Annotated in this window: 18 protein-coding genes and 1 riboswitch; of the genes, 7 read left to right on the top strand and 11 right to left on the bottom strand. The window is 44.1% G+C overall.

Annotation, left to right across the window (positions count from 1 at the left end; all coding sequences use genetic code 11):
- Window positions 1–44: 44 nt before the first annotated feature.
- Window positions 45–482, bottom strand: a complete 438-nt coding sequence (locus NST94_RS10650; protein ID WP_248548314.1) for a MarR family transcriptional regulator — start codon at window positions 480–482, stop codon at window positions 45–47.
- Window positions 483–739: 257 nt separating this feature from the next.
- Between NST94_RS10650 and uvrA the strand changes: the two genes are divergently transcribed.
- Complete coding sequence (uvrA, locus tag NST94_RS10655) at window positions 740–3244, top strand: excinuclease ABC subunit UvrA (protein WP_339281945.1); 2505 nt, start codon at window positions 740–742, stop codon at window positions 3242–3244.
- 508 nt (window positions 3245–3752) lie between these two features.
- Here the strand turns inward: uvrA and NST94_RS10660 are convergent.
- Window positions 3753–3992 (bottom strand): hypothetical protein, encoded by a 240-nt coding sequence (locus NST94_RS10660; RefSeq protein ID WP_339281946.1) that lies wholly within the window; start codon window positions 3990–3992, stop codon window positions 3753–3755.
- Between the two features lie 731 nt (window positions 3993–4723).
- Between NST94_RS10660 and NST94_RS10665 the strand changes: the two genes are divergently transcribed.
- Window positions 4724–4909 carry a hypothetical protein gene (locus NST94_RS10665; protein WP_339281947.1) on the top strand — a complete coding sequence of 62 codons (186 nt, stop codon included), beginning with the start codon at window positions 4724–4726 and terminating at the stop codon, window positions 4907–4909.
- A gap of 504 nt (window positions 4910–5413) precedes the next feature.
- Here NST94_RS10665 and NST94_RS10670 read toward each other — a convergent pair.
- The 6 genes from NST94_RS10670 to NST94_RS10695 all read right to left on the bottom strand — a co-directional run bounded on the left by NST94_RS10670 (window position 5414) and on the right by NST94_RS10695 (window position 12025).
- Window positions 5414–5983, bottom strand: coding sequence for a YdeI/OmpD-associated family protein (locus tag NST94_RS10670; protein WP_339281948.1), 570 nt, complete (start codon window positions 5981–5983; stop codon window positions 5414–5416).
- Window positions 5984–6039: 56 nt separating this feature from the next.
- A complete protein-coding gene (locus tag NST94_RS10675) occupies window positions 6040–6555 on the bottom strand; it encodes a DinB family protein (protein WP_339281949.1) in 516 nt (171 codons plus the stop codon).
- Between the two features lie 83 nt (window positions 6556–6638).
- Window positions 6639–7550, bottom strand: a complete 912-nt coding sequence (locus NST94_RS10680; RefSeq protein ID WP_076193790.1) for a YafY family protein — start codon at window positions 7548–7550, stop codon at window positions 6639–6641.
- Window positions 7551–7692: 142 nt separating this feature from the next.
- Window positions 7693–8862, bottom strand: a complete 1170-nt coding sequence (locus NST94_RS10685) for a KamA family radical SAM protein (protein ID WP_339281950.1) — start codon at window positions 8860–8862, stop codon at window positions 7693–7695.
- Window positions 8863–9002: 140 nt separating this feature from the next.
- Window positions 9003–9144: riboswitch (cyclic di-AMP (ydaO/yuaA leader) on the bottom strand.
- Between the two features lie 48 nt (window positions 9145–9192).
- Entirely contained in the window at window positions 9193–10860 is a 1668-nt protein-coding gene (locus tag NST94_RS10690) for an AraC family transcriptional regulator (RefSeq protein ID WP_339281951.1), read from the bottom strand.
- A gap of 139 nt (window positions 10861–10999) precedes the next feature.
- Window positions 11000–12025, bottom strand: coding sequence for an ABC transporter substrate-binding protein (locus tag NST94_RS10695; protein WP_339281952.1), 1026 nt, complete (start codon window positions 12023–12025; stop codon window positions 11000–11002).
- Between the two features lie 527 nt (window positions 12026–12552).
- Here NST94_RS10695 and NST94_RS10700 point away from each other — a divergent pair.
- Together NST94_RS10700 and NST94_RS10705 are read left to right on the top strand one after the other, a co-directional pair.
- Window positions 12553–13215: an HAD family hydrolase gene (locus NST94_RS10700; protein WP_076130591.1), complete on the top strand. Its 663-nt coding sequence runs from the start codon at window positions 12553–12555 to the stop codon at window positions 13213–13215.
- Window positions 13216–13257: 42 nt separating this feature from the next.
- Window positions 13258–14463 (top strand): mannitol-1-phosphate 5-dehydrogenase, encoded by a 1206-nt coding sequence (locus NST94_RS10705; RefSeq protein ID WP_339281953.1) that lies wholly within the window; start codon window positions 13258–13260, stop codon window positions 14461–14463.
- Between the two features lie 93 nt (window positions 14464–14556).
- Here the strand turns inward: NST94_RS10705 and NST94_RS10710 are convergent, their stop codons facing one another.
- The gene (locus NST94_RS10710; protein ID WP_076130589.1) at window positions 14557–16017 is read right to left on the bottom strand and encodes an alpha-L-fucosidase; all 1461 of its coding nucleotides are present in this window, start codon (window positions 16015–16017) and stop codon (window positions 14557–14559) included.
- Window positions 16018–16137: 120 nt separating this feature from the next.
- Here NST94_RS10710 and NST94_RS10715 point away from each other — a divergent pair, with 120 nt between their 5' ends.
- Complete coding sequence (locus tag NST94_RS10715) at window positions 16138–16968, top strand: AraC family transcriptional regulator (RefSeq protein WP_076130588.1); 831 nt, start codon at window positions 16138–16140, stop codon at window positions 16966–16968.
- Between the two features lie 66 nt (window positions 16969–17034).
- Here the strand turns inward: NST94_RS10715 and NST94_RS10720 are convergent, their stop codons facing one another.
- Window positions 17035–20145: a glycoside hydrolase family 2 TIM barrel-domain containing protein gene (locus NST94_RS10720; RefSeq protein WP_339281954.1), complete on the bottom strand. Its 3111-nt coding sequence runs from the start codon at window positions 20143–20145 to the stop codon at window positions 17035–17037.
- A 120-nt stretch (window positions 20146–20265) separates the two neighbouring features.
- Between NST94_RS10720 and NST94_RS10725 the strand changes: the two genes are divergently transcribed.
- Together NST94_RS10725 and NST94_RS10730 are read left to right on the top strand one after the other, a co-directional pair.
- Window positions 20266–21090: an AraC family transcriptional regulator gene (locus NST94_RS10725; protein WP_076143215.1), complete on the top strand. Its 825-nt coding sequence runs from the start codon at window positions 20266–20268 to the stop codon at window positions 21088–21090.
- 167 nt (window positions 21091–21257) lie between these two features.
- Window positions 21258–22163: a hypothetical protein gene (locus NST94_RS10730; protein WP_076130585.1), complete on the top strand. Its 906-nt coding sequence runs from the start codon at window positions 21258–21260 to the stop codon at window positions 22161–22163.
- Window positions 22164–22210: 47 nt separating this feature from the next.
- Here the strand turns inward: NST94_RS10730 and NST94_RS10735 are convergent, their stop codons facing one another.
- A complete protein-coding gene (locus NST94_RS10735; RefSeq protein ID WP_076130584.1) occupies window positions 22211–23080 on the bottom strand; it encodes an AraC family transcriptional regulator in 870 nt (289 codons plus the stop codon).
- Between the last annotated feature and the right edge of the window lie 92 nt (window positions 23081–23172).

The raw sequence follows: 23172 nt of genomic DNA on the forward strand, positions 1-23172 counted from the left end.
TCGTATGACTTTTGGATATCGTCCTTTTTGTATAAATGCGTATCTTAGGAAGAAGATTTGCCGCGCGCAGTGGATCTAAGCTGATCAATCTGCTCTTCCAGAACTGCACTTGCTTGGCCTAAAAACTGCGAAATAAGGGCGAGCTCTTCATCCGTATAAGAAGCTGCGAGCTTAACCATGGCGGTATGGAGCGGTTGGTACGTATTAATGACATCATCTTTATTCTCATATAATGGCACAATAATCACTTTACGGCGGTCATTCGGGTCATTTTGTCTGCGGACATAGCCATTTTTTTCGAGCCGGTCTATTAATGCCGTAACACTGCCTGTGGTCAGACCCGTTAATTTAGACAGTTCTCCGGCAGTGATCGGACCTTTCTCCCGTAGAATATCTATAGATAAGAAATCATTATTGTATAACCCAAGTGAGGCGGCTACATTTTGTTGGTACAATACCGTTCGGTTTCCCAAACTGCGCATAAGCAAGGTGAATTGTTCCTGCTCTGGTGTAGGTTGTTCGTGGCTTGACAAAAGATAACGCTCCTTTTAAAATAATTATATCTTGATAGTCAAGATATTAGATTATAAAGTTATTCGAAAATTTTGTGATTTATCAAATACATTCTATCGAAATTAGAAATGTTTTGCAAAATAATTGCAATCCAACAACTTTGGGCAACCATATGGATAGAAGATATAACTACGAACCAGTGGGTTGAATTGAGAGGGGAATAGATGTGAAAGAGACTATTGTTATTAAAGGTGCAAGAGAGAATAATCTGAAAAATGTCTCGCTCACGATTCCTAAGTATAAGCTAGTTGTCCTGACAGGACCTTCGGGATCAGGAAAATCGACGTTAGCTATGGATACACTTCAGCGGGAATGCCAAAGACAGTATTTGGATTCCATGGGCATGACGTCAGATACGATCAGCAAACCAAAGGTGGAATCTATTATTGGACTGTCTCCGTCCATTAGTGTTGGACAACATGTCACCAATCGTAATCCCCGTTCGACAGTTGGGACAGTTACCGACATCTATACGTTTGTCCGGTTTATCTTTTCCAGATTAGGCGAGCGGGTTTGCCCTTCCTGTAGTGGCAGCATTCCACCTTCTTTTGAAGCGAGGGGATTGCTGATCGAGGAAGACGAGGAAATGGATGGTCAAACTATGGGTTGTCCGCATTGCGGAGCTGAGCTTGAGAAGCTGGGCATGTCCCACTTTTCTTTTAATAAACCGGAGGGAGCTTGTGAAGCCTGCGGTGGTGTTGGATCTGTGGCAACTATAAATGAAGCGGCGGTGTTTAATCCAGAGCTTAGTATGCGTGAGGGTGGGGTGGCCTCGCTGAATGGTGTTCATCGTGATATACAGATGCGTATATTAGTGGCTGCTGGCAAGCATTTTGGCTTTGAGTTTGACCCGGATCAGCCCTTAAAAGATTACGGCGAAATTCAGCGCGACTTGTTATATTACGGAGTGGAAAGTGAGGCGTTTAAGCGCCATTTTCCCAATGTTAAGCCGATTCAAGGCACCAAATTTGAAGGCGTCATTCCTGGTTTGTGGCGGCGATACAAGGAGAAGGAAGGAGAAGCTGGTACACAGGAAAAAGACGGCGGATTTTTTCATGAGCAGCAATGCCCAGAATGCCTTGGCACTCGCCTAAAAAAAGAAGTTCGTCTCGTTCGGGTAGCTGGCGCATCGATTACGGAGGTATCGGATTGGCCATTAAGCGATGTTTACGAGTGGACTAAAGGCTTGGAGGCGACTTTGCCAAACGAGGGACTTCATCTGCTTGAACCCATCCTTCACGATATGCCTACCCGACTAAAACGGATTATCGATGTTGGTCTTGGTTATCTTTCCATGAACCGTCAGACGGTCTCCCTCTCTGGTGGAGAGGCACAGCGGCTGCGCCTTGCCTCATTGCTGGGGTCAGGTCTGACTGGAGTGTTATACATTCTAGATGAACCGACGACCGGGCTTCATCCGCGGGATACTGTTGGCCTCGTTCGTGTGCTTCAGGAGCTGCGCGATTTGGGTAATACGGTGCTCGTTATCGAGCATGATATTGAGATGATGCGCGCTGCCGATCATATTATTGATATGGGTCCGGGTGCTGGTCTGGACGGAGGGCAAGTTGTTGGCGAGGGCAGCATTGAGGATTTGATGGCAAGCGAGACTTCTGTTACGGGAGCCTATCTTAGAGAAGAGCGTAATAAGACTGCTGCATACGTTCGCCGGAAAGGTGACGGAAAACAAATCACCATCCGACAGGCACAGTACCGGAATATTGATATCCCGGAAGTTTCTTTACCTCTAGGTTGTCTGGTCTCTGTAACTGGAGTTTCGGGTTCAGGCAAGTCGACCCTAGTCTTTGATATTCTTGCGCAAGGCAGTACGAAAGGACATGAGCAAATAGGCTGTGCGGAGATTGCGGGCTTAGATCAGGTTGGAAATATAGTGATCTTTGACCAATCGCCCATGGGTAGAATGCTGCGTTCTAATGTAGCGACGTATACAGATGTATTCACACATCTGCGCCAGCTGTTTGCTGCTTTGCCGGAGGCGAAAAAAAGAAAACTGACCTCCAAGCATTTTTCCTTTAACACACCGGGTGGACGCTGCGAAACCTGTCAGGGTCTTGGGGTGCTGACTGTAGACATGAATTTCTTACCCGATCTGGAGGTTAAATGCCACGCATGCAAGGGGAGAAGATTTACGGATGAGGTTCTCCAGGTGAAATATGATGGATATTCCATCTCGGATCTGCTGGACATGTCCGTACAGGAAAGCTTGCCGATTCTCAAATCAGAAGCCAAAATGGCGGGGATTATCGAGACATTGTGTGAGGTGGGTCTCGGTTACCTTAAATGGGGACAATCTGTCAAAACCTTATCCGGTGGTGAAGGGCAACGGATTAGACTGGCTAAAGAGCTGAGCAAACCTTCCAAAAACCATACGCTCTATCTGCTTGACGAACCAACAACAGGCCTTCATCCGTCAGACATCAAGCAGCTCCATACCTTATTGAGCAAATTGGTTGATACGGGAAATACTGTCGTAGTTGTGGAGCACAGCTTAGAGCTGATTCGGGAGTCCGACTGGGTGATTGATATTGGCCCTGAAGGTGGCGTTGTGGGCGGTAAGCTTGTAGCTGAAGGTACACCGGAGCAGGTTGCTGAAGTACAGGAATCCTACACAGGGATGTTCCTGAAACGGATTCTGGCTGAAGGGCTGTAACTTAATAAAAGAGGTGCCCAAAGCCATGAAAATGGCTGGGGCACCTCTCTTTTTTTGAACTTAAACCAAACCTCTGCTCTCAACTCTAAACTTTGCCTGAACGTCTGAACCAATCTCATTCGCGCGTACTTAGCACTTTGGGTATAACAGATGATCATGAGTCAATGGTGTTTGATCCGCAGATGATTAGGATACGGTAGCATCAGACAGCGAAAGACTATGCTTCGGCGGTATGGGACTCAGCAGACCAGCGAATGATCATTCTTCGGCGTATCGGACTCAGGAGTCCAGCGAATGATCATTCTTCGGCGTATCGGACTCAGCAGACCTTATAAGCAGGAAAATCCGCCATTTGGAGTATTATCGGACCGCATAGCTCCTAATGGCGAAAAAATCACCCTATAAGAGCCTGATTCTAAGAAATAGCTGCGCTGGAGTCCGATGAGTTGCTGAAAAGGCGATAAATTAGTAAATAGCGTCATTGGAGTCCGAAAGCCTCAGCAGGAGATCATAGTATCAGTAGCAGTAGCAGTAGCAGTAGCAGTAGCAGTAGCAGTAGTAGTAGTAGTAGTAGTAGTAGTAGTAGTAGTAGTAGTAGTAGCAGCAGCAGCAGCAGTAGCAGCAGCAGTAGCAGTAGCAGTAGCAGTAGCAGTAGTAGCAGCAGTATCAGTAGCAGTAGCAGTAGCAGTAGACCCAGCGAATGATTATACTTGGCGGTATCGGACTCAGGAGTCCAGCGAATGATCATACTTCAGCGGTATCGGACCCAGCACACCTTAAATGCAGGAAAATCCGCCATTTGGAGTATTATCGGACCGCATAGCTCCTATTGGCGAAAAAAACGCCTTATAAGAGCCAGTTTCTAAGGAATAGCTGCACTGGAGTCCGATGAGTTGCAGAAAAGGCGATAAATTAGTAAATAGCGTCATTGGAGTCCGAAAGCCTCAGTAGGAGATCATGGTAGCAGTAGCAGTAGCGGTAGACCCAGCGAAAGACTATGCTTCAGCGGTATCGGACCCAGCGGACCTTAAATGCAGGAAAATCCGCCATTTGGAGTATTATCGGACCGCATAGCTCTTATTGGCGGAAAAATCACTGTATAAGAGCCCATTTCTAAGGAGTAGCTGCACTGGGGTCCGATAAGTTGCTGAAAAGGCGATTAATTAGTAAATAGCGTCATTGGAGTCCGAAAGCCTCAGCAGAAGATCATGGTATCGGTAGCAGTAGCAGTAGCAGTAGTAGCGGTAGCGGTAGACCCAGCGAATGATCATTCTTCGGCGTATCGGACTCAGCAGACGTTGTAAGCAGGAAAATCCGCCATTTGGAGTATTATCGGACCGCATAGCTCCTAATGGCGGATAAATCACCGTATAAGAGCCTGATTCTAAGAAATAGCTGCGCTGGAGTCCGATGAGTTGCTGAAAAGGCGATAAATTAGTAAATAGCGTCATTGGAGTCCGAAAGCCTCAGCAGGAGATCATGGTAGCAGTAGCAGTAGCAGTAGACCCGGCGAATGATCATACTTCGGCGGTGTCGGACTCAGGAGTCCAGCGAATGATCATTCTTCGGCGTATCGGACTCAGCAGACCTTATATGCAGGAAAATCCGTCATTTGGAGTATTATCGGACCACATAGCTCCTAATGGCGGAAAAATCACCGTATAAGAGCCTGTTTCTAAGGAATAGCTGCACTGGGGTCCGATAAGTTGCTGAAAAGGCGATTAATTAGTAAATAGCGTCATTGGAGTCCGAAAGCCTCAGCAGGAGATCATGGTAGCAGTAGCAGTAGCAGTAGCAGTAGCAATAGACCGAGCAAATGATCATACTTGGCGGTATCGGACTCAGGAGTCCAGCGAATGATCATACTTGGCGGTATCGGACTCAGCAGATCAGCGAATGATCATACTTGGCGGTATCGGACTCAGGAGTCCAGCGAATGACCATACTTCAGCGGTATCGGACCCAGCACACCTTAAATGCAGGAAAATCCGCCATTTGGAGTATTATCGGACCGCATAGCTCCTATTGGCGGAAAAATCACCGTATAAGAGCCTGTTTCTAAGGAATAGCTGCACTGGGGTCCGATAAGTTGCTGAAAAGGCGATTAATTAGTAAATAGCGTCATTGGGGTCCGAAAGCCACAGCAGGAGATCATGCATCTAGCGCAGCTTAATAATCTAGCAGACGTCCATTATCATGCCATTGCCCGTACATTTTATTTTCTTTAGTGTTTGCTATGAATTTGTCTAATTTACTCTTAAATAAATCTGGCTGATGTTTATTGCTTTGGATCGTGTCGATCCGAACTCTTTTATAAAGGGCTGGAAAGGCCGTGAAATTCTCATATACTTGCCTGTCCTCTTTTAGCCGTTGCTCTATAATCTTATCTACTATAAAAGAATCAGGGTTCATATCAGGAAGTATCCGTTTTCCTTCAGCACTCATTAACCCCAGCTTTTCGAGGCGGCGAACACGCTCTTTATTCAATTCAGTCCAAGAGCTTTTGTTGCTTCGGGGAGAGAGTCTTTGCGCCAGCTCCGTTTCCGAAATTTTCTTTTTCACTCCATCGATCCATCCAAAACACAAACATTCCTCAACTACGTCCAAATATAGCAACGTTTCTGGGTTTGGCGTCATACTAACGAGTACCCAACAAGATTGTTCAGTCTTACAATTCTCCTGCAGCCAAACTCTTAAATCTTCTCTCGTTTTCACTGTAATTAGATTTTTAATCTCCATAATTAAAATACAATTTCCTTTCTAGGTATGGAGTGGAGCGTCTTGCCCATCCGAGATTAATTTGCTTCCGCAGGAACCTGATACCAAAAAAGAGCATAGTCATTCATGGTGGAAGCATGGCCTAACTGCCGTAACATAGTAGATACATTGCCTCTATGATAAGTCCCGTGATTGGCGACTTGCAACACAATTTCTGATTGGCGTGTTTGGCGGATTCCGGCGAATGGATTGTCAAGCACAATAGTTTGCTCCAAATCGGATTGGTTGTGTAACCATGCTTTGTATTGTTCCGATAGCTGGGCAAAGATATTTACGTATTCATCTACAGAATCTAGAATGCTCAAATTTAGCGGGATACTTTGTTGAAAAGCCTCTGGCATGGCAGTGCCTGTTAATACAAGATACCACATCGTATCAACCGCATAGATATGGCTAAGGGCATGAGCGATGGTGGGAAATGAGCTGTTCACTTCTTGACTTAGCACAGAAGGCGGGAGTTCCTTGATTCTTCCCAGGATAGTTTGGTTTGCCCAAGTGTGGTATTTAAACATTTCTACTGGATAATTTGTCATTCGTACATTCTCCTTTTGAATGGTCATGGATTTGTTTTTTGTTACTGTAGTTAATATAAAAGAAGAAGTATGACATCAGACTGTCATACTTCTTCATAAAGTTTGAGTGTGTTTTGAAGCTGCTCTTTTAAAATACCTCGCAATGCAGGGGGTTCGAGGACTTCGGCGCCGCTGCCAAAACTCAGCAGAATGGACCAAAGCCAACGTGCTTCCAATGGCTTATACACAGGAATTCGCATCGTCATGCTTTTATCGGAATGAAATTCCTTGTCGACTTGATGAAACTGATCCAAAGCTTCTGCCAAAGCCTCAGGGCCTACCCGGATCACTATTTCCTCCACCTGATCTGCCCTGTTTGAACAGCCGGCCTCTTTGGGTACCTCATGTTGCGAATGAAAGGTATCCTGCGTCAGGAACAAATTCAGCATCCGGGAAAGTCGGAACTCCCGATAGTCCTGCCGAGCCCGGCAATAACCATAGATGTACCAGTTGCTATATTTAAAATGAAGCTTTACTGGTTCCATTTCACGGGTTGTACGTTCATTTTTTACACTGATGTAATCAAAACGGACAACATTTCGTTCCGCAATAGCCGCACGTAAAAGAGGAAGTGCGTCAGGATCCGTACGCCGGGTTTCAAGATCCACCGCGAGACTAGAGGTCTGTGGCTCCGTTCCAATCGTTTGCAGCCGTTCAATGGTTCCTTGCGTATGCTCATCTTCAAACACGGAAGAAAGACTGTTAAGTACAGTAATCAGAGAAGTGACATCATACGAACGGAGCAGGCTTTTATCCATTTTATATCCGTCCATGATGCCATATCCACCTTTAGTACCCTGATACGATACGACCGGGATGCCAGCGGCACAAATCACATCGATATCCCTATAGATTGTTCGCTGGGAAACCTGAAACTCTTCAGCCAGCTTGGAGGCAGATAAAACTTCGTGGTTCAATAGTTTATAGATCATAGAAATCAATCGTTCCAATTTCATGTGTGCATTCCCACCCATTAGTCCATTTCGTGTTACAGCGTGATTATATCATAGATTTTTTCGGGCTAATTTTGGGCGGGAGGAGTTTTGTTGTTGGTGATGAAGAAATATCCTATGACAGAGTCTGACAGAGCTGATTAATCTATTTACAGATTAAATCCGCAGGCTCGCCTGATAAATCATTAACAGAAATAATAGCATCGTTTTTTTTCACAGGTGGGGTCCAATATTGCTCATTCCCAGGCAGGTCATCGAACCATTCGGCGTCCTTTGGACAATCTAGAATCATAAATTTTCCGTATTCCTGATCTCTGGATTGATGGTATTTGAGATAGGCTTTCCCGTTATCAATGGCGAGAATTTCTATCTTTCCTGAGGTGTGGCTCATGGATAAGCGTACTCTTTTGCCAAGTCCTGAGGTTCTGGCTTTGGCTTCTTCTACAATTTGATAGACTTGCTCGAGCGGTAATACGAAATCTCGGTTTCCGGCTACGGGCCGGTTCACAAAGAAGTAGTAGGGTGTAACGCCAGCCCATGAAAGCCGGTCCAGTAGTTCCCCTAAAATAACGGGATCATCGTTGATGCCTTTGAGGATGGGGGTCTGATTTACGACAATTACCCCTGCGTTGTGGAGAGCTTTAAATGCTTTTTTGGCTTCAGGTGTGATTTCACGAGGATGATTGATGTGCGCCATAACATAGATTCGTTTGTCTTCGGTAGAGTAAGTACGAATCAGCTCCAGCAGCTCTTCGTCTTCAGAGATCCGCATCGGATTAAATACGGGAATTTTGGAACCCAGTCTAATGATCTTAACATGCTCAATGCTTCTTAGATTTTCAATAATGGATCTTAGCTTCGGTGTGGAGAGAATTAAACTGTCCCCGCCCGTAAGAAGTACGTTGTTAATCTCCGGATTATTTGCGATATACTCCAAGCCCGGAGAGACATCAGCCATCGCCTCTTTCACGTCATTTCGGAACAGACGCTTACGGAAACAGTAGCGGCAATAAGCCCCGCAGACCTCGGATACAATCAGTAGTGCAGTTGTTCTATACTTGTGCTGACAACCAGGTACCACATAATTCGTGTCCTCATCGGAGGCGTCCCAGCGCCCATACTCCAGCAGTTCACCTTCGTTAGGAATAACCAGCTTACGGATGGGATCATTTGGATCATCCCAGTTAATTAAAGACAGATAGTAGTCATTTACACGAAAAACAAACTTGTCCGTAATTTCTTTCAGATTCTCTTTTTCCAGCTCAGACAACATAGCTATTTTGTTAATATCCGTGAAGTACTTTACCTTTTGCACGTACATCTCTCCTTTGTCTCGTAGTGTGAGAAATGAGGGAGCCTTAGTGTCAAAGGCCAATCTACTGCCAGCAGGGTCCAAAAAAAGCACAAAAAGAGACCCTTAGCAAGGGTCTCTGGTTATGTAAATAACATGAAAAGCAGACCCATCCACTGCTGACGAGGTTAGCTGACGGACTCGGGTAAGATGGTACCCTACATTCTAATGCTCAATGATTCGCCCCAATTAACTGGTTCCCCCGCTTTTCAACTGTAAAAGTTGAAAATTAAGCGTAGATAAAGTATACCCTATGAAGTTTTGAAAAGTCAAAAGAGAATCCTAGATTCACCTTTAATTGCTAGCGCTACTTCCGCCGAGTAGTTTAGGCAACAGCGTTAGCAGCTTCTCCCGGGTTAACGCATCACTAGAGTTCCATTTGCTTCCGTCGAGCAGATAAACATGTCCCTGACGTACTGCCGGGAGATTGTTCCAAAGTGAACTGTCTAGTAATCGTTCCATCGCAGCTCGCGAGTCTTTGCGTTCCGGAATGAGCATGAAGATATGATCTCCGGCGTAGGCAGGCAGTCGCGTTGGATCAACTTCGGCGAACCCTAACTCTTCGTCCAATATGGCCTGGATCTCTTCGGTCGGTTGTAAACCACATGGGGCATAAAGCGCAGTGGAGAATCCGGACATTCCCATAGCATATAGACGATCTCCATGATCATAGACCAAAGCAGAGGCGGTTTCTCCAACTTGAAGGGTTGTCGTGTAAAGCTGCTGCCACATGGCAGCGTTTTTGATTGTGAATGACTCCAGCCATGCTTCGGCTTCGCGCTGTTTACCTAGCCAACTGCCTAATGTCCGCATTCGGTTGTCGAGAGGCGCAAATGAATCAAAGGTGAGTGTCGGAGCGATACCAGAAACTGCTCTGTAGGCTCTTTCATCACTATTTGCCAAAATGATCAAATCTGGGTTTAGGGAAGCGGTCAACTGCGGGTCCAGTGGAAACCCGACGTTGGCGAGCTTCTTAAGCCGATGTTTATAGACGCTGTTCCGGGCGAACGCTTCATCTCCACCGATAGGCTTTACGCCTAACGCGAGAAGGTCGCCAAGTGTTTCGCCATGATAGACAATACGTTTCGCTCGCTCTGGAATCTCCACCTCATGACCCGTCCAATCCTTGACGGTAAGCTTACGACTTTGCTGATGTGCATATTGTCCGGGTGTAACTCCGGTTTTTTGCCGAAAGCGGCGGCTGAAATAGTATTCGTCCGAGAAGCCGACCAGTCTGGCGATTTCCCGCAGTGGTTCAGTCGATTCCTGCAGGAATCGTTTGGAATGATTAATACGCAGATCCGTCAGGTATTCAAGCGGCTTTTTACCCGTAAGCTGCTGAAAGATCGGTGTATATTGCCAGATTGATATTCCCGCCAGTTCAGCTAACTGCTTCACGGTGATACTCTCTGTATAATGCTCCTGAATGAATGTTATGGTCTTTTCTACGGATTCCGTAGGACTTGGCAGGTGTTTGGAAGGGTAATTATGCTCAAAAAGTAGCAGCAGCAATTCTTGGAATTTTAATTGTCGCTTGAATTGTTGTACATCATCGGTGTTATTCCTGTTCATGAGCAGGTCTTCGACTAGTCGGATTACCTTGGTGAACGGGTGCACAATTAACTCCCGTCTGCCGGAAAGTAGCTCTCCAGAATATCGTTTAGGATGCTCGGTTGTATAGATTGCTGTAAAGGTGATGAGGTAATAATACAACGTCAGCTCCTGGTTGTTCGTACTATAGGAGATTCCAGGAGATAGTAGATAACATTTATCCATACTTAGTATCACGCTTTGATCATCGAGGTTCAATTGTCCGTTCCCTCCAGTAAATATGAGAAGGGTATAGTCCTGGGTTGTACGCGTTATAGAGCTTGAATCGGCAGCTTGAATCATCAGTTCGGCCTCGTTTAGCTGAAATAGCAGAGAGTGGAGTGGGGGGCAGGACGATGATGTATGCAGCATGGGTTCAGCCTCCGTTCATTTGGTGAGAATGATTATCAATGAATTCATTGTATATAAAAAAAAGAAGCATATCAACAGCTGTTGACATGCTTCTTGCAGTTTTTTATCAGCCTTGTGTTAAACTCTTCATCACAGAAGGTTATTTCATATTTAATAGCTGTGGAATTTCGCCAAGCAGCCATTCTCTTGTTGTCGCATCACTTGAAGTCTTCATGATGTCTTGTGTATAGACATATCCGTTCTTGACGGCAGGAAGGCTCTTCCAGATAGGGCTCTTTAATAGATTCTCTGTGGATTGTTTTGCTTCTTCTGCCACTGGAGTCAAGAGGAATATCCGGTCTCCGGCATATTCTTTCAGGACTTCCATGGATACTTCCTGGAACCCTTTACCTTCATCAAGGATCTTCTGAATAGCTGGAGTTGCCTTGAAGCCATTCTCCCCATAGAGTACCTGTGAAAGTCCGGTTGCTGCCATTATAAACAGTCTGTCTCCTGGATAATAAGTGAAGACCGCAGCCGTTTCGCCCTCTTTCATGCCTGCGGATTTCAATTGCTTCCACATGTTCTCTTCAGCGGTTTTATACTGCGCAAGCCATGCTTCTGCTTCAGTCGTTTTCCCAACAATTCCACCAATGTCCAGCATACGTTCCTGGAGTGGGGCAAAGGTATCAAATATTATAGTGGGTGCAATTTTGGAGAGCTGTTCGAAATCAGCTTCATCTGTGCCCGCATAGATGATCAGGTCAGGCTGAAGCTCCAATGTTTTTTCCAGATTGATAGGGAAGCCTACATCCTCCACACCTTGTAATTGATCTTCAAAAACCTGGCCTTCACCCATAGAAAGAGGATAACCTACCGCCTGCACACCAAGTGCGAGCAAATCGCCATAAGTTTCTCCAGAATAGATAATTCGCTGCGGATTCACCGGAATCTCTACAGTATGCCCTATGTAATCTGTATAGGAGCGGGTAGTCGCTGCTGCTTCATCTGTACTGCTATCTGAGGGTTCTGCTGAAGGTACCGCGGTTGCAGCGGAAGAGTTCCCGGTTTTGTTCACCGTACTATTGGCAGAGGATTGTTCCTTTGAGTTTCCGCACGCCAGTAGCAATGTACTCAGCAAAAATAGTACACATACCACAGCGAAGGACTGTCGTACCTTGTTCATATCTTATTGCCTCCCTATTATATGTAACGACCACCAATAATGATAATCATTCTCGATTAAAATATATCATAAATTAAAGCCTCTTTTTACTCAATGGACAAAAAATAACCCCGTAATTTGATTTGTACAATCAAGTAAAAAGGATGTGTTTAAAATTATTTTGAATTATTTTTAGCTGCTTGGAAAAATACTCTAAATAACAGCAATCGAGAGAAAGAGAGGGAGCTTGTCTTGATAACAAACTTGGCAGAAGGAATCCCTTGAAGCACATAGGATTGTGGTGTTTTTTTGAATCTGATTACTGTTATGTATTTAGATGTTCAGGTGATGCAAAAATCCAGGTTTGTCCACATCGATTGTAATCGTTATCATTACGTGGCATGTTATCTACCGTCCTTGACGTCAGTAGAAGGGCTTTGTTATGGTTTTTATAGTCAAACGCAAGCCGAAATAGCTTTTTGTAGAATATGCAGAAGGTTTTGCGTAAGATATTCTAACCAAACATAATACGAGGGAGATGGTTGATTGTGATCAAAGGAATTATTTTTGATTTTGACGGAACGATTATCGACACGGAGACTGCTTGGTACACCGCATTTAACGAGGCTTATGCAGAATATGGAGTGGATCTGACGCTTGAACAATATTCCACCTGCATCGGCACGAGCTTGAACAGTTTTAATCCTTATGAATATTTAATGACTGATCTTAAGCTAGCGATTGACAAAGAAGAGTTCAGTAAGGCTGTTAAACAGAGACACAGTAAACTTATGGAGCTTGAAACAATACGACCAGGCATTCAGCATTATCTTGATTCCGCCAAAGCAGCTGGACTGCGCGTAGGGCTGGCCTCAAGTTCTTCCCTGGAATGGGTGGAAAAATATCTGAATCAATTGGGTATTCGCGAGTATTTCGAATGTGTTCGGACTGCCGACCATGTGGCAAAAGTGAAACCAGATCCCGAGCTATATAACCAAACGTTAGCTTGTCTTGGAATCACAGCTGATGAGGCGGTTGCTATCGAGGATTCACCGAATGGATCTAAGGCAGCGGCAGCAGCTGGCATCCGTTGCATTGTGACGCCTAACGAAATTACTAATTTTCTTGAATTCGATAAGCAGCACCATAAAATTGATAATCTAAGTCTTCTTGAATTTGATCATGTAGTTACTCAACGTTGCTTCGTATAGAGAAACCGAGAAACTAAGTTCAAATTAAAGGGGGATACCAAATTGAGAGCCGTACATTTTGGAGCAGGTAATATTGGCAGAGGTTTTATTGGGCCTATGTTGTCGGACTCCGGTTATAATGTTTGTTTCGTCGGAAGAAATAAGAGTAAAATTGCCCAATTGCAAAAACGTGGGCAATATCCTGTCACCCTAGCTAACAAGAACCGGGACAGCTTTATTGTTGATAATGTTACTGCAATCAATCTGAATGATACTGAGGACGTTACTAGAGCTATAGCAGAAGCTGAAATTGTGACAACTGCCGTCGGAATATCCGCTTTAAAAGATATTGCTGAGACCATTGCGCAGGGCATCGAACGAAGGCTTGAAAATAGCAGAAATCTCAACCCTCTTCATATCATTGCCTGTGAGAATGGGATTGGAAGCAGTCAGAAGTTGAAAAAATCAGTTTATCGGCATATGAAGCAATCCTTCAAGGAACTTGCTGACCGCAATGTCGCTTTTCCCAATGCGATGGTGGACCGGATTGTACCTATGCAGAAAAATACAGATTCACTTGAAATCCTCGTTGAACCCTTCAGTGAGTGGGTTATTCCCCGCAGTGGAATGATTGGTAATTACAATGAAATTAAAGGCGTCCATTATGTGGATTCGCTGGCGCCATACCTCGAACGGAAGCTATATACTGTGAATACAGGTCATTGCAGTGCAGCCTATTTTGGATACCTGGAAGGTTATACTAGCATTCAAGAAGCGATGTCTGATCCCGAAATCAGAGTTCGTGTTCACGGGGTGCTTAAGGAAACAGGGGCCTTATTGGTGCATTTATATGGCTTCAAGCCCATAGAACATGACCGGTATATAGAAAAGATGATGGAACGATTCACTAACCCCAACTTTAACGATAAAATTACACGTGTCGCCCGCTCCCCGCTTCGCAAGCTTTCACCTAATGATCGACTCGTAAAACCGGCAATGCTTGCTCATGAACTTGGTTTTGAGACTTCACATTTAGTCTCAGCTATTGCTTCTGCACTTTATTTTGATCATGAAAAAGATCCAGAAGCCTTACAGCTTCAAGCGGACATCCGAAACCACGGGCTAAGTGAAGTCATTGCTGCACAACTAAAAATCCCCACGGAGCATCCGCTTCATGGTCGCATTATTTTGGAGTCCAACAAATTACGCGCGAGATATCCTCATAGGACTAGAATGAAGACAATAAGCGTCAGGGTACCCTACTTTTAATATAAAACGATGGTTATAAAACTATAAAAGAGTGTTCTCTGCTGGATGGGCAAGAACACTCTTTTTATAGGTTGCGAAGTTCTGTAAGTGTCCCTAATCCAATTCAATCCGCAGAACAACCGGAGTCTCACTTCGAACCGAGGTCGTTTTTATAACCAAGGCTTCATCGGTTCTTTCCCATGCAGGTTGTTCCTCAAAACCTAAGATTTTGATCTGTTTAATCATCCCATGGAAGTGCGCAGAGTTTTCTTTAAGGGATTTGATTTGCACTATTCCGTTGTTTGGATAGACAAGAACAGTAGCGTAAAGATAACTGCCTTTTACCGTAAAGCGAATATCTTCATTGGTGAAAATTTTTGTGATCCCATCTGTAAACTGACCTTCAACAATCTCCGTAGGGCCTTCCCCGAAGGTGCGCCAGTAGGTCGTATCATAGATTGCTTCACCATTCACCTTTAGCCATTCTCCGATGCCAAGCAGAATCTCCTGATCCTGAGCTGGAATGCTGCCGTCCGCTTTAGGACCTATATTCAGCAGCAAGTTGCCGTTTTTGCTTACGATATCTATTAGATCTCTGATAATTTCTACGGCAGATTTATAATCATTTTCCGGAGTATAACACCATGAATTTTTAGCAACTGCTGTATCCGTTTGCCAGAAATAAGGTTTAAGCCCGGAGAAATGACCTCTCTCAATATCTGGGATTGCTGAGCCAAACATGAAGGCATCATGCTTATAATTGATTGCAACCGGAGTTCCCCATTCCTCTCCCTTATTGTAATAGTAAGCGGCGAACTTTTTGAGATAGGGTTTGAAGGCAGCTGTATGAATCCACCAGTCAAAGTAAAAGATTTTCGGCTGATAATTGTCTACCAGCTCGCAGCAGCGAATCAACCAATCCTCCAGAAATTCTTGATTAGGTGGGGAGCCGAATAAATCGTGATGATCGGGTTCGGGCATAGATGGCCAATAGAAATCTCCACATACAAGCGGTTCATGGATATCGGAATCAAATTCCTTGCCATGAGACAGGAAGAACCAGTGCTCAGCTCTATGGGAAGATACACAAAACTCTAATCCCTGCTGCTCAAAAGCGTCTTTCATTTCCCCGACTAAATCCCGCTTAGGACCCATCTCATATGTGTTATAGTGGGAGTAAGCGCTCTTATACATTTGAAAGCCGTCATGGTGCTCTGCAACAGGCATCACGTATTTGGCACCAGATAATTTGAAGAGACTGGCCCATTCCTCAGCATTGAAATGCTCAGCCTTGAACAAGGGGATGAAGTCTTTATAACCAAAAGTTTTATGCTCACCATAAGTAGCAAGATGATGTTCATATTCCCGCGAACCCTGGATATACATATTTCGGGGATACCACTCATTGGCGAAAGCCGGAATAGAATAAAGACCCCAATGAATGAAAATACCAAACTTAGCGTTCTCATACCACGTAGGCACTTGAAATTGACTTAGTGAATCCCAATTGGCTTTGAATCTTCCAGTTGCGATCGTATCTTCGATTACTTTTAAATATTTGCTTTTATCCACCATTTTGCAATCATCCTTTCAAACGTTTATTTCTTCTTCATTGTAGTGATTAGAGGTGGAAATCAAAATGTAGGACATTAACTTTTAGATGTACAAAACTAACCTGATAAGGCGGAGTAAGGGATGGATAACCATGTTTTGCTTACAAATTATTTATCCAATTTAAAGGTTGATTTATTTATGGCTGATTACAATCTTTGTGGCCGTGACTGGAAAGATCTTGACTACACACCTGACTATAGTAAATTTTATTTTATTTGCGATGGGGAGGGTTGGTTAAAGATTGGCGATCGAGAATATTATCCGAAGCCTGGTCAGCTTTTTTTGATGCCTGAGGGAGTTAAGCAATCTTATTCTTGCATAAGTGATCAACCCTTTGAGAAGTATTGGTGCCATTTCAGCGCAAAAGTCGGAGACATCAATCTATTCAAAATGTTAGAGCTAAGTCATGTATGCAGAGAAGTAGATCCTCATGTAATCCAAGAGATATTCAGCAGCCTAACGAGTCATATGAAATCTGATGCGGTGTATGCTCATTTATTAGCCAAAAGTAAGTTAATGGAGTTATTTTCTTATTTTATTATGAACATAGATGTAGACGAAATCACCTTTAAGAATCTGAGCTCGATCGAAAAATTAACGAAAGTATTAACGTACATAGACGCTCATATCGAGCGAAATATCACCATACACGAGCTTGCCGAGATTGCGTACATGCATCCCAACTATTTTATCAGGCTATTTAAACAGCAAATCGGAGTTCCACCCATTCAGTATATCACCAGAAAAAAGATAACTAAGGCCAAGGAGCTATTGAGGGGGACGCAAAGTTCTGTCGGTGAGATTGCCCATGATCTTGGTTTTAGCGATCTTTATTATTTCTCCAAACAGTTCAAAAAAAATGTAGGTTTAAGCCCTTCGGAATTCAGACAAGGAACAGTAGCTGTGAAATAAATAGAAGAAGGCCGTCCTGTGTGGTAGAAACCAACCAGAGACGGCCTTTTTTATAAGTGGAAGAGATTAGAGCAGTGAGACAGTGAAACGGAAGATGTACGGGCGATTAGCCGGCAGAGTGAACTCTTCGTGAGTTGGTGCGCCCCAGCTGTCGTCCCCGCCAACACCCATTTGCTTGTAGTTAACTCTTAGTACGCTTTTGTTCGAAACTGGCAATTTATAGACGTGGTCATGGGCTTCCAGTTCTTCAGGCTTCCAAGGCAGGGCATTAACTTCGATAGGCGTTGCACTTTCAAAATAGAATCCTGTTCCATCGTTGCCCTCTGTAATTGAAGCGAATCTGACATCAGTCTTGTTGCCGCACTCTTGAGGTTTGAGATAAGGTGTGAATTGATCACTGACCTTACCAGTGTAACGTCCAAGTGGGGCTCCGGTTTGTCTATCCCAATAATTCTCATGAGGTCCGCGGCCGTACCATGACAGGGTATCAAGACTTCCATCTAGAACGAACATCATTCCGAACTCTGGGATTTCTGGCAGAACGCTGCTGCCCGGACTCAATTCTTGCGTGATCTCTAAAGTCCCGTCAGCACGAATCACGTACTGGACCCGAAGCGTGGAATCCGGACTTGTAGCCAGAAGGTAGCTGGCAGAGACGAAACAGAGAGAGCCTTCGGTTCTAAATGTAAAGCTGATTAAGTGTTGTTTATGCGATGCCTGCTTCCATACTGCACACCGCTGTGGCAATTTATTACCACAATCATTATCAGTGACTGCTCTCCAGAAGTTAGCTCTTACAGGTTCAAGCAGACGTTCTTTGCCTGAGGAACGATAAGAGTTCAGATCACCCGTAGTGGTACTAAAGCTCAGTTCGAAATTATCACCTTGTACATTCAAAACATTCTCAAGCTCGCTGACACGCAGTGGTTCTGCGATTGTCTTTGAGGTATTGGTTACAAAACGGGGTGACAGAATGAACTGTTCCCAAGCGATTTCGTGATTAGCTTCTGCCCATATAGTTGCTGAAGGCTGAATAAAGGAAAGATTCAGAACTGCTTCATGATTGCCACGCAGTGAATCCAGCTCGTAAGGAACTTTGCATGAAATGTTCTCACCTGGTGCACATGAGATCTTCAGCAAGCCTTCTTGTGCAGTTACTCCGTCTAAACGAACTTCCCATTTGAGATCGTATTCCTTTAAGTTGGTAAATAAGAAGGAATTGCGAATCTGGAAGAGTCCTTCTAGGATATTTTCAGCCGTTACTTTAATATTTTGATAACATTTTTTGACCTCAAAGAGCTTAGGAGTAACCGTACGATCAGCAAAAAGCAATCCGTTGCCACTAAAGTTGCCATCATGAGGCGATTCACCAAAGTCCCCGCCATAAGCGAGATATTCAATTCCCTCGGAGGTGTGGGTCCGAATGGCTTGATCTACCCAATCCCAAATGAATGCACCTTGAACAATATCATATTTGTCGAACAAGTCACAGTATAAGTGCAGCCCACCGCATGAATTGCCCATGGCATGACTGTATTCGCAGAGGATATAAGGCTTTTTCGGATTATTAAGCGCATATTTTTCAACATCCTGCGGTTTAATGTACATAGTAGATTCTATGTCACTTGCTGCTTCCGATTCTCTACAGTGGAAGATTCCCTCATAATGAACCGGCCGCGAAGGATCGATTTCTCTCAGGTAGTCGTGCATAGCGATAAAATTGTCGCCTCCGAAAGATTCATTGCCGAGAGACCAAATGATGACTGAAGGGTGGTTTTTATCCCTTTGCATCATGGAGTTGCAGCGGTCAATGACATTGGCCCGCCATTCCGGTTTGCTTCCAGGGACATTCCCGTCATTCAACCCTTCTTGGCTGTATGCCCAGGTGCCGTGAGTTTCCAGATTAGTTTCGTCAATCACATATAATCCGTATTCATCACATAACTCGTACCAGACAGACTGATTCGGGTAATGGGAGGTTCGAACAGCATTAATATTATGTGTTTTCATTAATTGGATGTCGCGCAGCATATCTTCTTTGGCTAAAGCACGACCTGTGTCGCAAGAGAATTCGTGGCGATTGACACCTTTGAGTACGATTCTTTTGCCATTGATCTTCATAAGTCCGTCTTTAATCTCGAACTTGCGGAATCCAACCTTACAGCTGACCGTTTCTTGTGTATGCCCGTTGCTGTCATTTATAGACAGAACTAAGGTATAAAGATAAGGGGTTTCAGCACTCCATTTAAAAGGCTGCTCAACCGGGGCAGAAAGCTTGAGTTGTTGAACGCCTTCTTGCTCAAAGGAACCCGTAGCGGAGATAGGAGTCTCCCAAACAGGCTGGCCCTCTTTATTGTAAAGCTGCATTTGCAGTGTATATGGGCTTTGCTCGTTAAAATAATTTTCCACCTTGATATCTACATTTAAATCCGCATGTACGAAGTTTTCATCCAGATCTGTGTGGACGAAATAATCAGCAATATGAACGGAAGGAGCAGAATAAAGATAGACTTCCCGAAAAATACCGCTCAGGCGCCAGAAATCCTGATCCTCTAGCCAGCTGGCATCACACCAACGATAAACCTCGACAGCTAGTTTGTTGTCCCCTGCCACTAAATATGGGGTGATATCGAATTCTGATGGAGTAAATGTATCTTCACAGTACCCGACAAGTTCACCGTTTACCCAGACGTAGAAAGCGGATTCAACACCCTGAAAGCTTAGGTATACCGGTTGACCGTTCCAAGACTCAGGTACAGTAAAGGTTCGTAGATAAGAGCCTACTGGATTATATTTTGTTGGGGCAAAGGGGGCTTTAAGCTCTGGCTCGGATTCCGCCCAAGGATACCGGAGATTTGTATATTGTGGGTAGTCGTAACCTTGGAACTGCCAGTGGGACGGTACAGGAATTGTATCCCAAGTACTGCAATCAAAATCGGTTTTATAGAAATCCACAATTCGTTGATCCGGTGTTTCGGAAAAAGCGAATTTCCAAAGCCCATTGAGGGTTTGGTAGAAAGGTGAGGTTTCTTTATCGTTAGTTAGCGCTTGGGATAAGCTACGGTAAGGGATCATGGAGGCATGTGCATCCAATCGATTCAATTCAAAAGTCTCTGGGTTGTTATTCCATTCCGGATAACCGTTAGCAGGTGGCTGGTAGACAAACTTTGCTCGCATGAGTTGATCTCCTTTATAATCATTGTAATGTTATTATATTCATATTATAAGTTGAAGTAATGTTAGGATAAATAAAAGAATTTTAGTCCCAGATAACAAAATATGAAACGAGGACTTTTTATGGAGAGCAAAATTATTTTTTGCCAAACAGAAGATGTAATCATGCTGCCGCTTTATGCTACAACCCTTGGATTTTGGGAGCATCAGCCAGAAACTATACGTCCTGCAGGCTTTCCAGACTATCAAATACATCAGATTCACGAAGGTAAGGGAGAGCTTATCATTCATGAGAACCGATATCTCGTGGGTCCAGGTGATGTGTTCTTTTTGTTCCCGGATATTCCTCATTCGTATGCCCCTATCAGTGGGAAGGAATGGAAGGTATCATGGGTCTCGTTCAATGGCAGAGAGGTTGGTCAAATGCTGCTCTATGCGGGCATCCGCGAGTCTGGTCCTGCTAGATTAAAAGAAGATCAATGGCTCAATCCTCTAAAGCAAATCCTTATGCTGCCAGATAGCAATGAGCTGGAGACTAATTTGGCACGATCTAAACATCTTTATGCATTGCTTCTGGATTTAAAAAGAAAGCTAGTATCGCCTCTGAATGAGGCACATGAATTGGAGCGAATTAAGCCGGTGCTGCGTTATATTGAGAGCAATCTGCATAGGACGCTTCCTTTAAAGGAGCTGGCGGAGATTATTTCTGTATCGCCACAGTATTTATGCAGGCTTTTTCAAAAAACAATTCATGATCGACCTGTAACCTATATCAATAAGCAACGTATCAATTTGAGTAAACAGCTTATGTTTAATGGACGCGATAAAAAAATGTATGAAATTGCCCAGCTAGTGGGTTTTGATAATGCTAGTTACTTTTGTTTGGTGTTTAAAAGATTGACAGGGATGAGTCCTGAGCAATTTAAGCAGCTGCATGGTTTGGATTAGATAAACGCTTACTTGTTACCGTCTAGCACAACATGATATAGTTTACTTGAGTTCCTGCGATGTTTTTTTTGCGGCTTAGCCCATACTTTTACTGCCACAAGAATTCAATACATAGAACCAAATTAACGATCTGAAATGACGAAAAGCATCAGGAAGGAGACATCATTTTGAATGAGAAGCTAAAGCAAGCCTATGAGCGTTTGAACTTGCCTGAAGACGTTACCCGGGAGGAATTGAACAAAAGGTTAGATATGCATTTGAAACGCCGTCGATCGAATTCGACTGAAGATGAGGTTGCAGCTTATGAAGAGGAATTCCGCGCTTACAAAACCATCCTAGATGGCTTGGATCAGAAGGAGATTCAGGAAGCAGAGGACAAGCGGCTGGAGAAGTGGGGAGCCATGTCCGGCGTAGCACGTAAATCGGAGAATTTCTTTCGCCTCTACAAAACGCACACTATTATTTCTATTATCGTGCTGCTGGTAGTTATCTTTGGAGGGAAAGCGCTCTATGATCAATGGCAGGAAAGAAAATATGAAGCTACGCTCCCACCGGTAGATGTTCGAATCATGTTCCTAGGCAACTATGAATCTCAGGACTCGTCAGGTAAGAATGAAGAGCTAAAACAAGAAATCATCAAACGTTACCCGGCTTGGAAGAGAGTGGAGGCAGAAATCGTTTATCTACCCTCAACAGGTGGGACGGACGGTGGAGCCTTGGATATGAGCTATATGCAGCGGGCTATGGCGATGCTGGCAGCCGATCATCCGGATATCCTGATTATGGATGATGCTACTTTTGAATGGATTGGCCAGCAGTCGGGACTGCAAAATCTGGAGTCGTTTATTAAATCCGCAGGACTTCCTCTTGATGATAACCGTCTGAAACGTATGACTAACCCGGAGAGTGGTCAAGAGCTGATTACTGGCATAGATATCACAGATACGGATTTTGCTACAGAACTCCCTATCCATTCAAATCAGATGATCGTCGGAACGTTAGGACAAGATGACAGTAAGACTAAATCAACTGATTTTGTTGAGTTTTTACTTAAACAGATCACTAATCAATAAATTAATAGGGCCGATGTTGTATGGATGTTCATACGACATCGGCCTTTTTATGATCTGTAGAGCTTGCGGTACGCGATGGGTGTCTGGCCGACTATTTTTTTGAATACAGCGTTAAAGGAGTCGATGTCACGGTAACCAACTAGCTCGGCAATCATATTAATTTTATGTCCAGAAGTACGCAGCAATTCACAGCTTTTATGCATTCGCAGATTCTTCAAGTAGGTCCCAAAGGACTGGCCAGTATGCTTGTGGAACATGCGCTGAAGATGCCTGCTGCTCCACTGTGAAATACGGGCTAATTCGGCAAGTGTAATCTTTTCCGACAGATTATGCTCTAGGTATTGAATGACTTGCGTGAAGTCTGCCATATCCATCGTAGATTTGTCATCTTCTCCGTATTTTTGCCTGTACACTGCTATGATTAATTGACTTAAGAGGGTGTAAAGCATTGTTTTGGAGCCCATACCGGATACCGACATTTCATGATATAAATTCAGCATTAAGCGCTCAATAGAGCCATCTCTATCTGAGACGGAAAAGTAAGATGAGCTGCTACTCCCAAGAGTGGCTAGGTGCTCCCGGATAGATGGCTCTTGAAGGACGATATTTAATTGCTCCACCATTTGCATATCAAAAAGGCAGTTATAGACGATCAGGCGATTCCCTAAAGTATCAGAAGATGCTGGACGGAACACATGGGGGGCACCTACAGGAATCACGAACAGCATTCCTTTTCTAACGGGAAAGATCTCATTTTCAAGGTGATGAAAACCTCTTCCTTCAGCTACATAGCAATACTCAATAAATTCATGAGCATGAAAAGGGGCGTGGAAGTTCTCTGAATAGCGGTTAACGAGCAGATGCAGATCGTTTTGAAAAAAGATTTCATTTTTGAACAACTCGGTGGTTCGTTGCATATTGAATTGCCCCTTCCAGATTCATGGCATGATTGCAGGGATATGATGTCCTTTTTACCGGGTGATGAAAGCGGTAACCCAGCTATAATTAT

It is taken from the genome of Paenibacillus sp. FSL H8-0282, assembly GCF_037963825.1.
Taxonomy (GTDB): Bacteria; Bacillota; Bacilli; order Paenibacillales; family Paenibacillaceae; genus Paenibacillus_AQ; species Paenibacillus_AQ odorifer.

What these genes read in the sequence shown, in the direction of transcription:
- NST94_RS10665 (WP_339281947.1), top strand. Translation starts at nt 4,724, where the DNA reads ATGGTAGCAGTAGCAGTAGCAGTAGACCCGGCGAATGATCATACTTCG.
- NST94_RS10735 (WP_076130584.1), bottom strand. Translation starts at nt 23,080, where the DNA reads ATGCAACGAACCACCGAGTTGTTCAAAAATGAAATCTTTTTTCAAAAC.
- NST94_RS10710 (WP_076130589.1), bottom strand. Translation starts at nt 16,017, where the DNA reads ATGGTGGATAAAAGCAAATATTTAAAAGTAATCGAAGATACGATCGCA.
- NST94_RS10660 (WP_339281946.1), bottom strand. Translation starts at nt 3,992, where the DNA reads ATGATCATTCGCTGGACTCCTGAGTCCGATACCGCCAAGTATAATCAT.
- NST94_RS10680 (WP_076193790.1), bottom strand. Translation starts at nt 7,550, where the DNA reads ATGAAATTGGAACGATTGATTTCTATGATCTATAAACTATTGAACCAC.
- NST94_RS10715 (WP_076130588.1), top strand. Translation starts at nt 16,138, where the DNA reads ATGGATAACCATGTTTTGCTTACAAATTATTTATCCAATTTAAAGGTT.
- NST94_RS10725 (WP_076143215.1), top strand. Translation starts at nt 20,266, where the DNA reads ATGGAGAGCAAAATTATTTTTTGCCAAACAGAAGATGTAATCATGCTG.
- NST94_RS10695 (WP_339281952.1), bottom strand. Translation starts at nt 12,025, where the DNA reads ATGAACAAGGTACGACAGTCCTTCGCTGTGGTATGTGTACTATTTTTG.
- NST94_RS10720 (WP_339281954.1), bottom strand. Translation starts at nt 20,145, where the DNA reads ATGCGAGCAAAGTTTGTCTACCAGCCACCTGCTAACGGTTATCCGGAA.
- NST94_RS10670 (WP_339281948.1), bottom strand. Translation starts at nt 5,983, where the DNA reads ATGGAGATTAAAAATCTAATTACAGTGAAAACGAGAGAAGATTTAAGA.
- NST94_RS10690 (WP_339281951.1), bottom strand. Translation starts at nt 10,860, where the DNA reads ATGCTGCATACATCATCGTCCTGCCCCCCACTCCACTCTCTGCTATTT.
- NST94_RS10675 (WP_339281949.1), bottom strand. Translation starts at nt 6,555, where the DNA reads ATGACAAATTATCCAGTAGAAATGTTTAAATACCACACTTGGGCAAAC.
- NST94_RS10650 (WP_248548314.1), bottom strand. Translation starts at nt 482, where the DNA reads ATGCGCAGTTTGGGAAACCGAACGGTATTGTACCAACAAAATGTAGCC.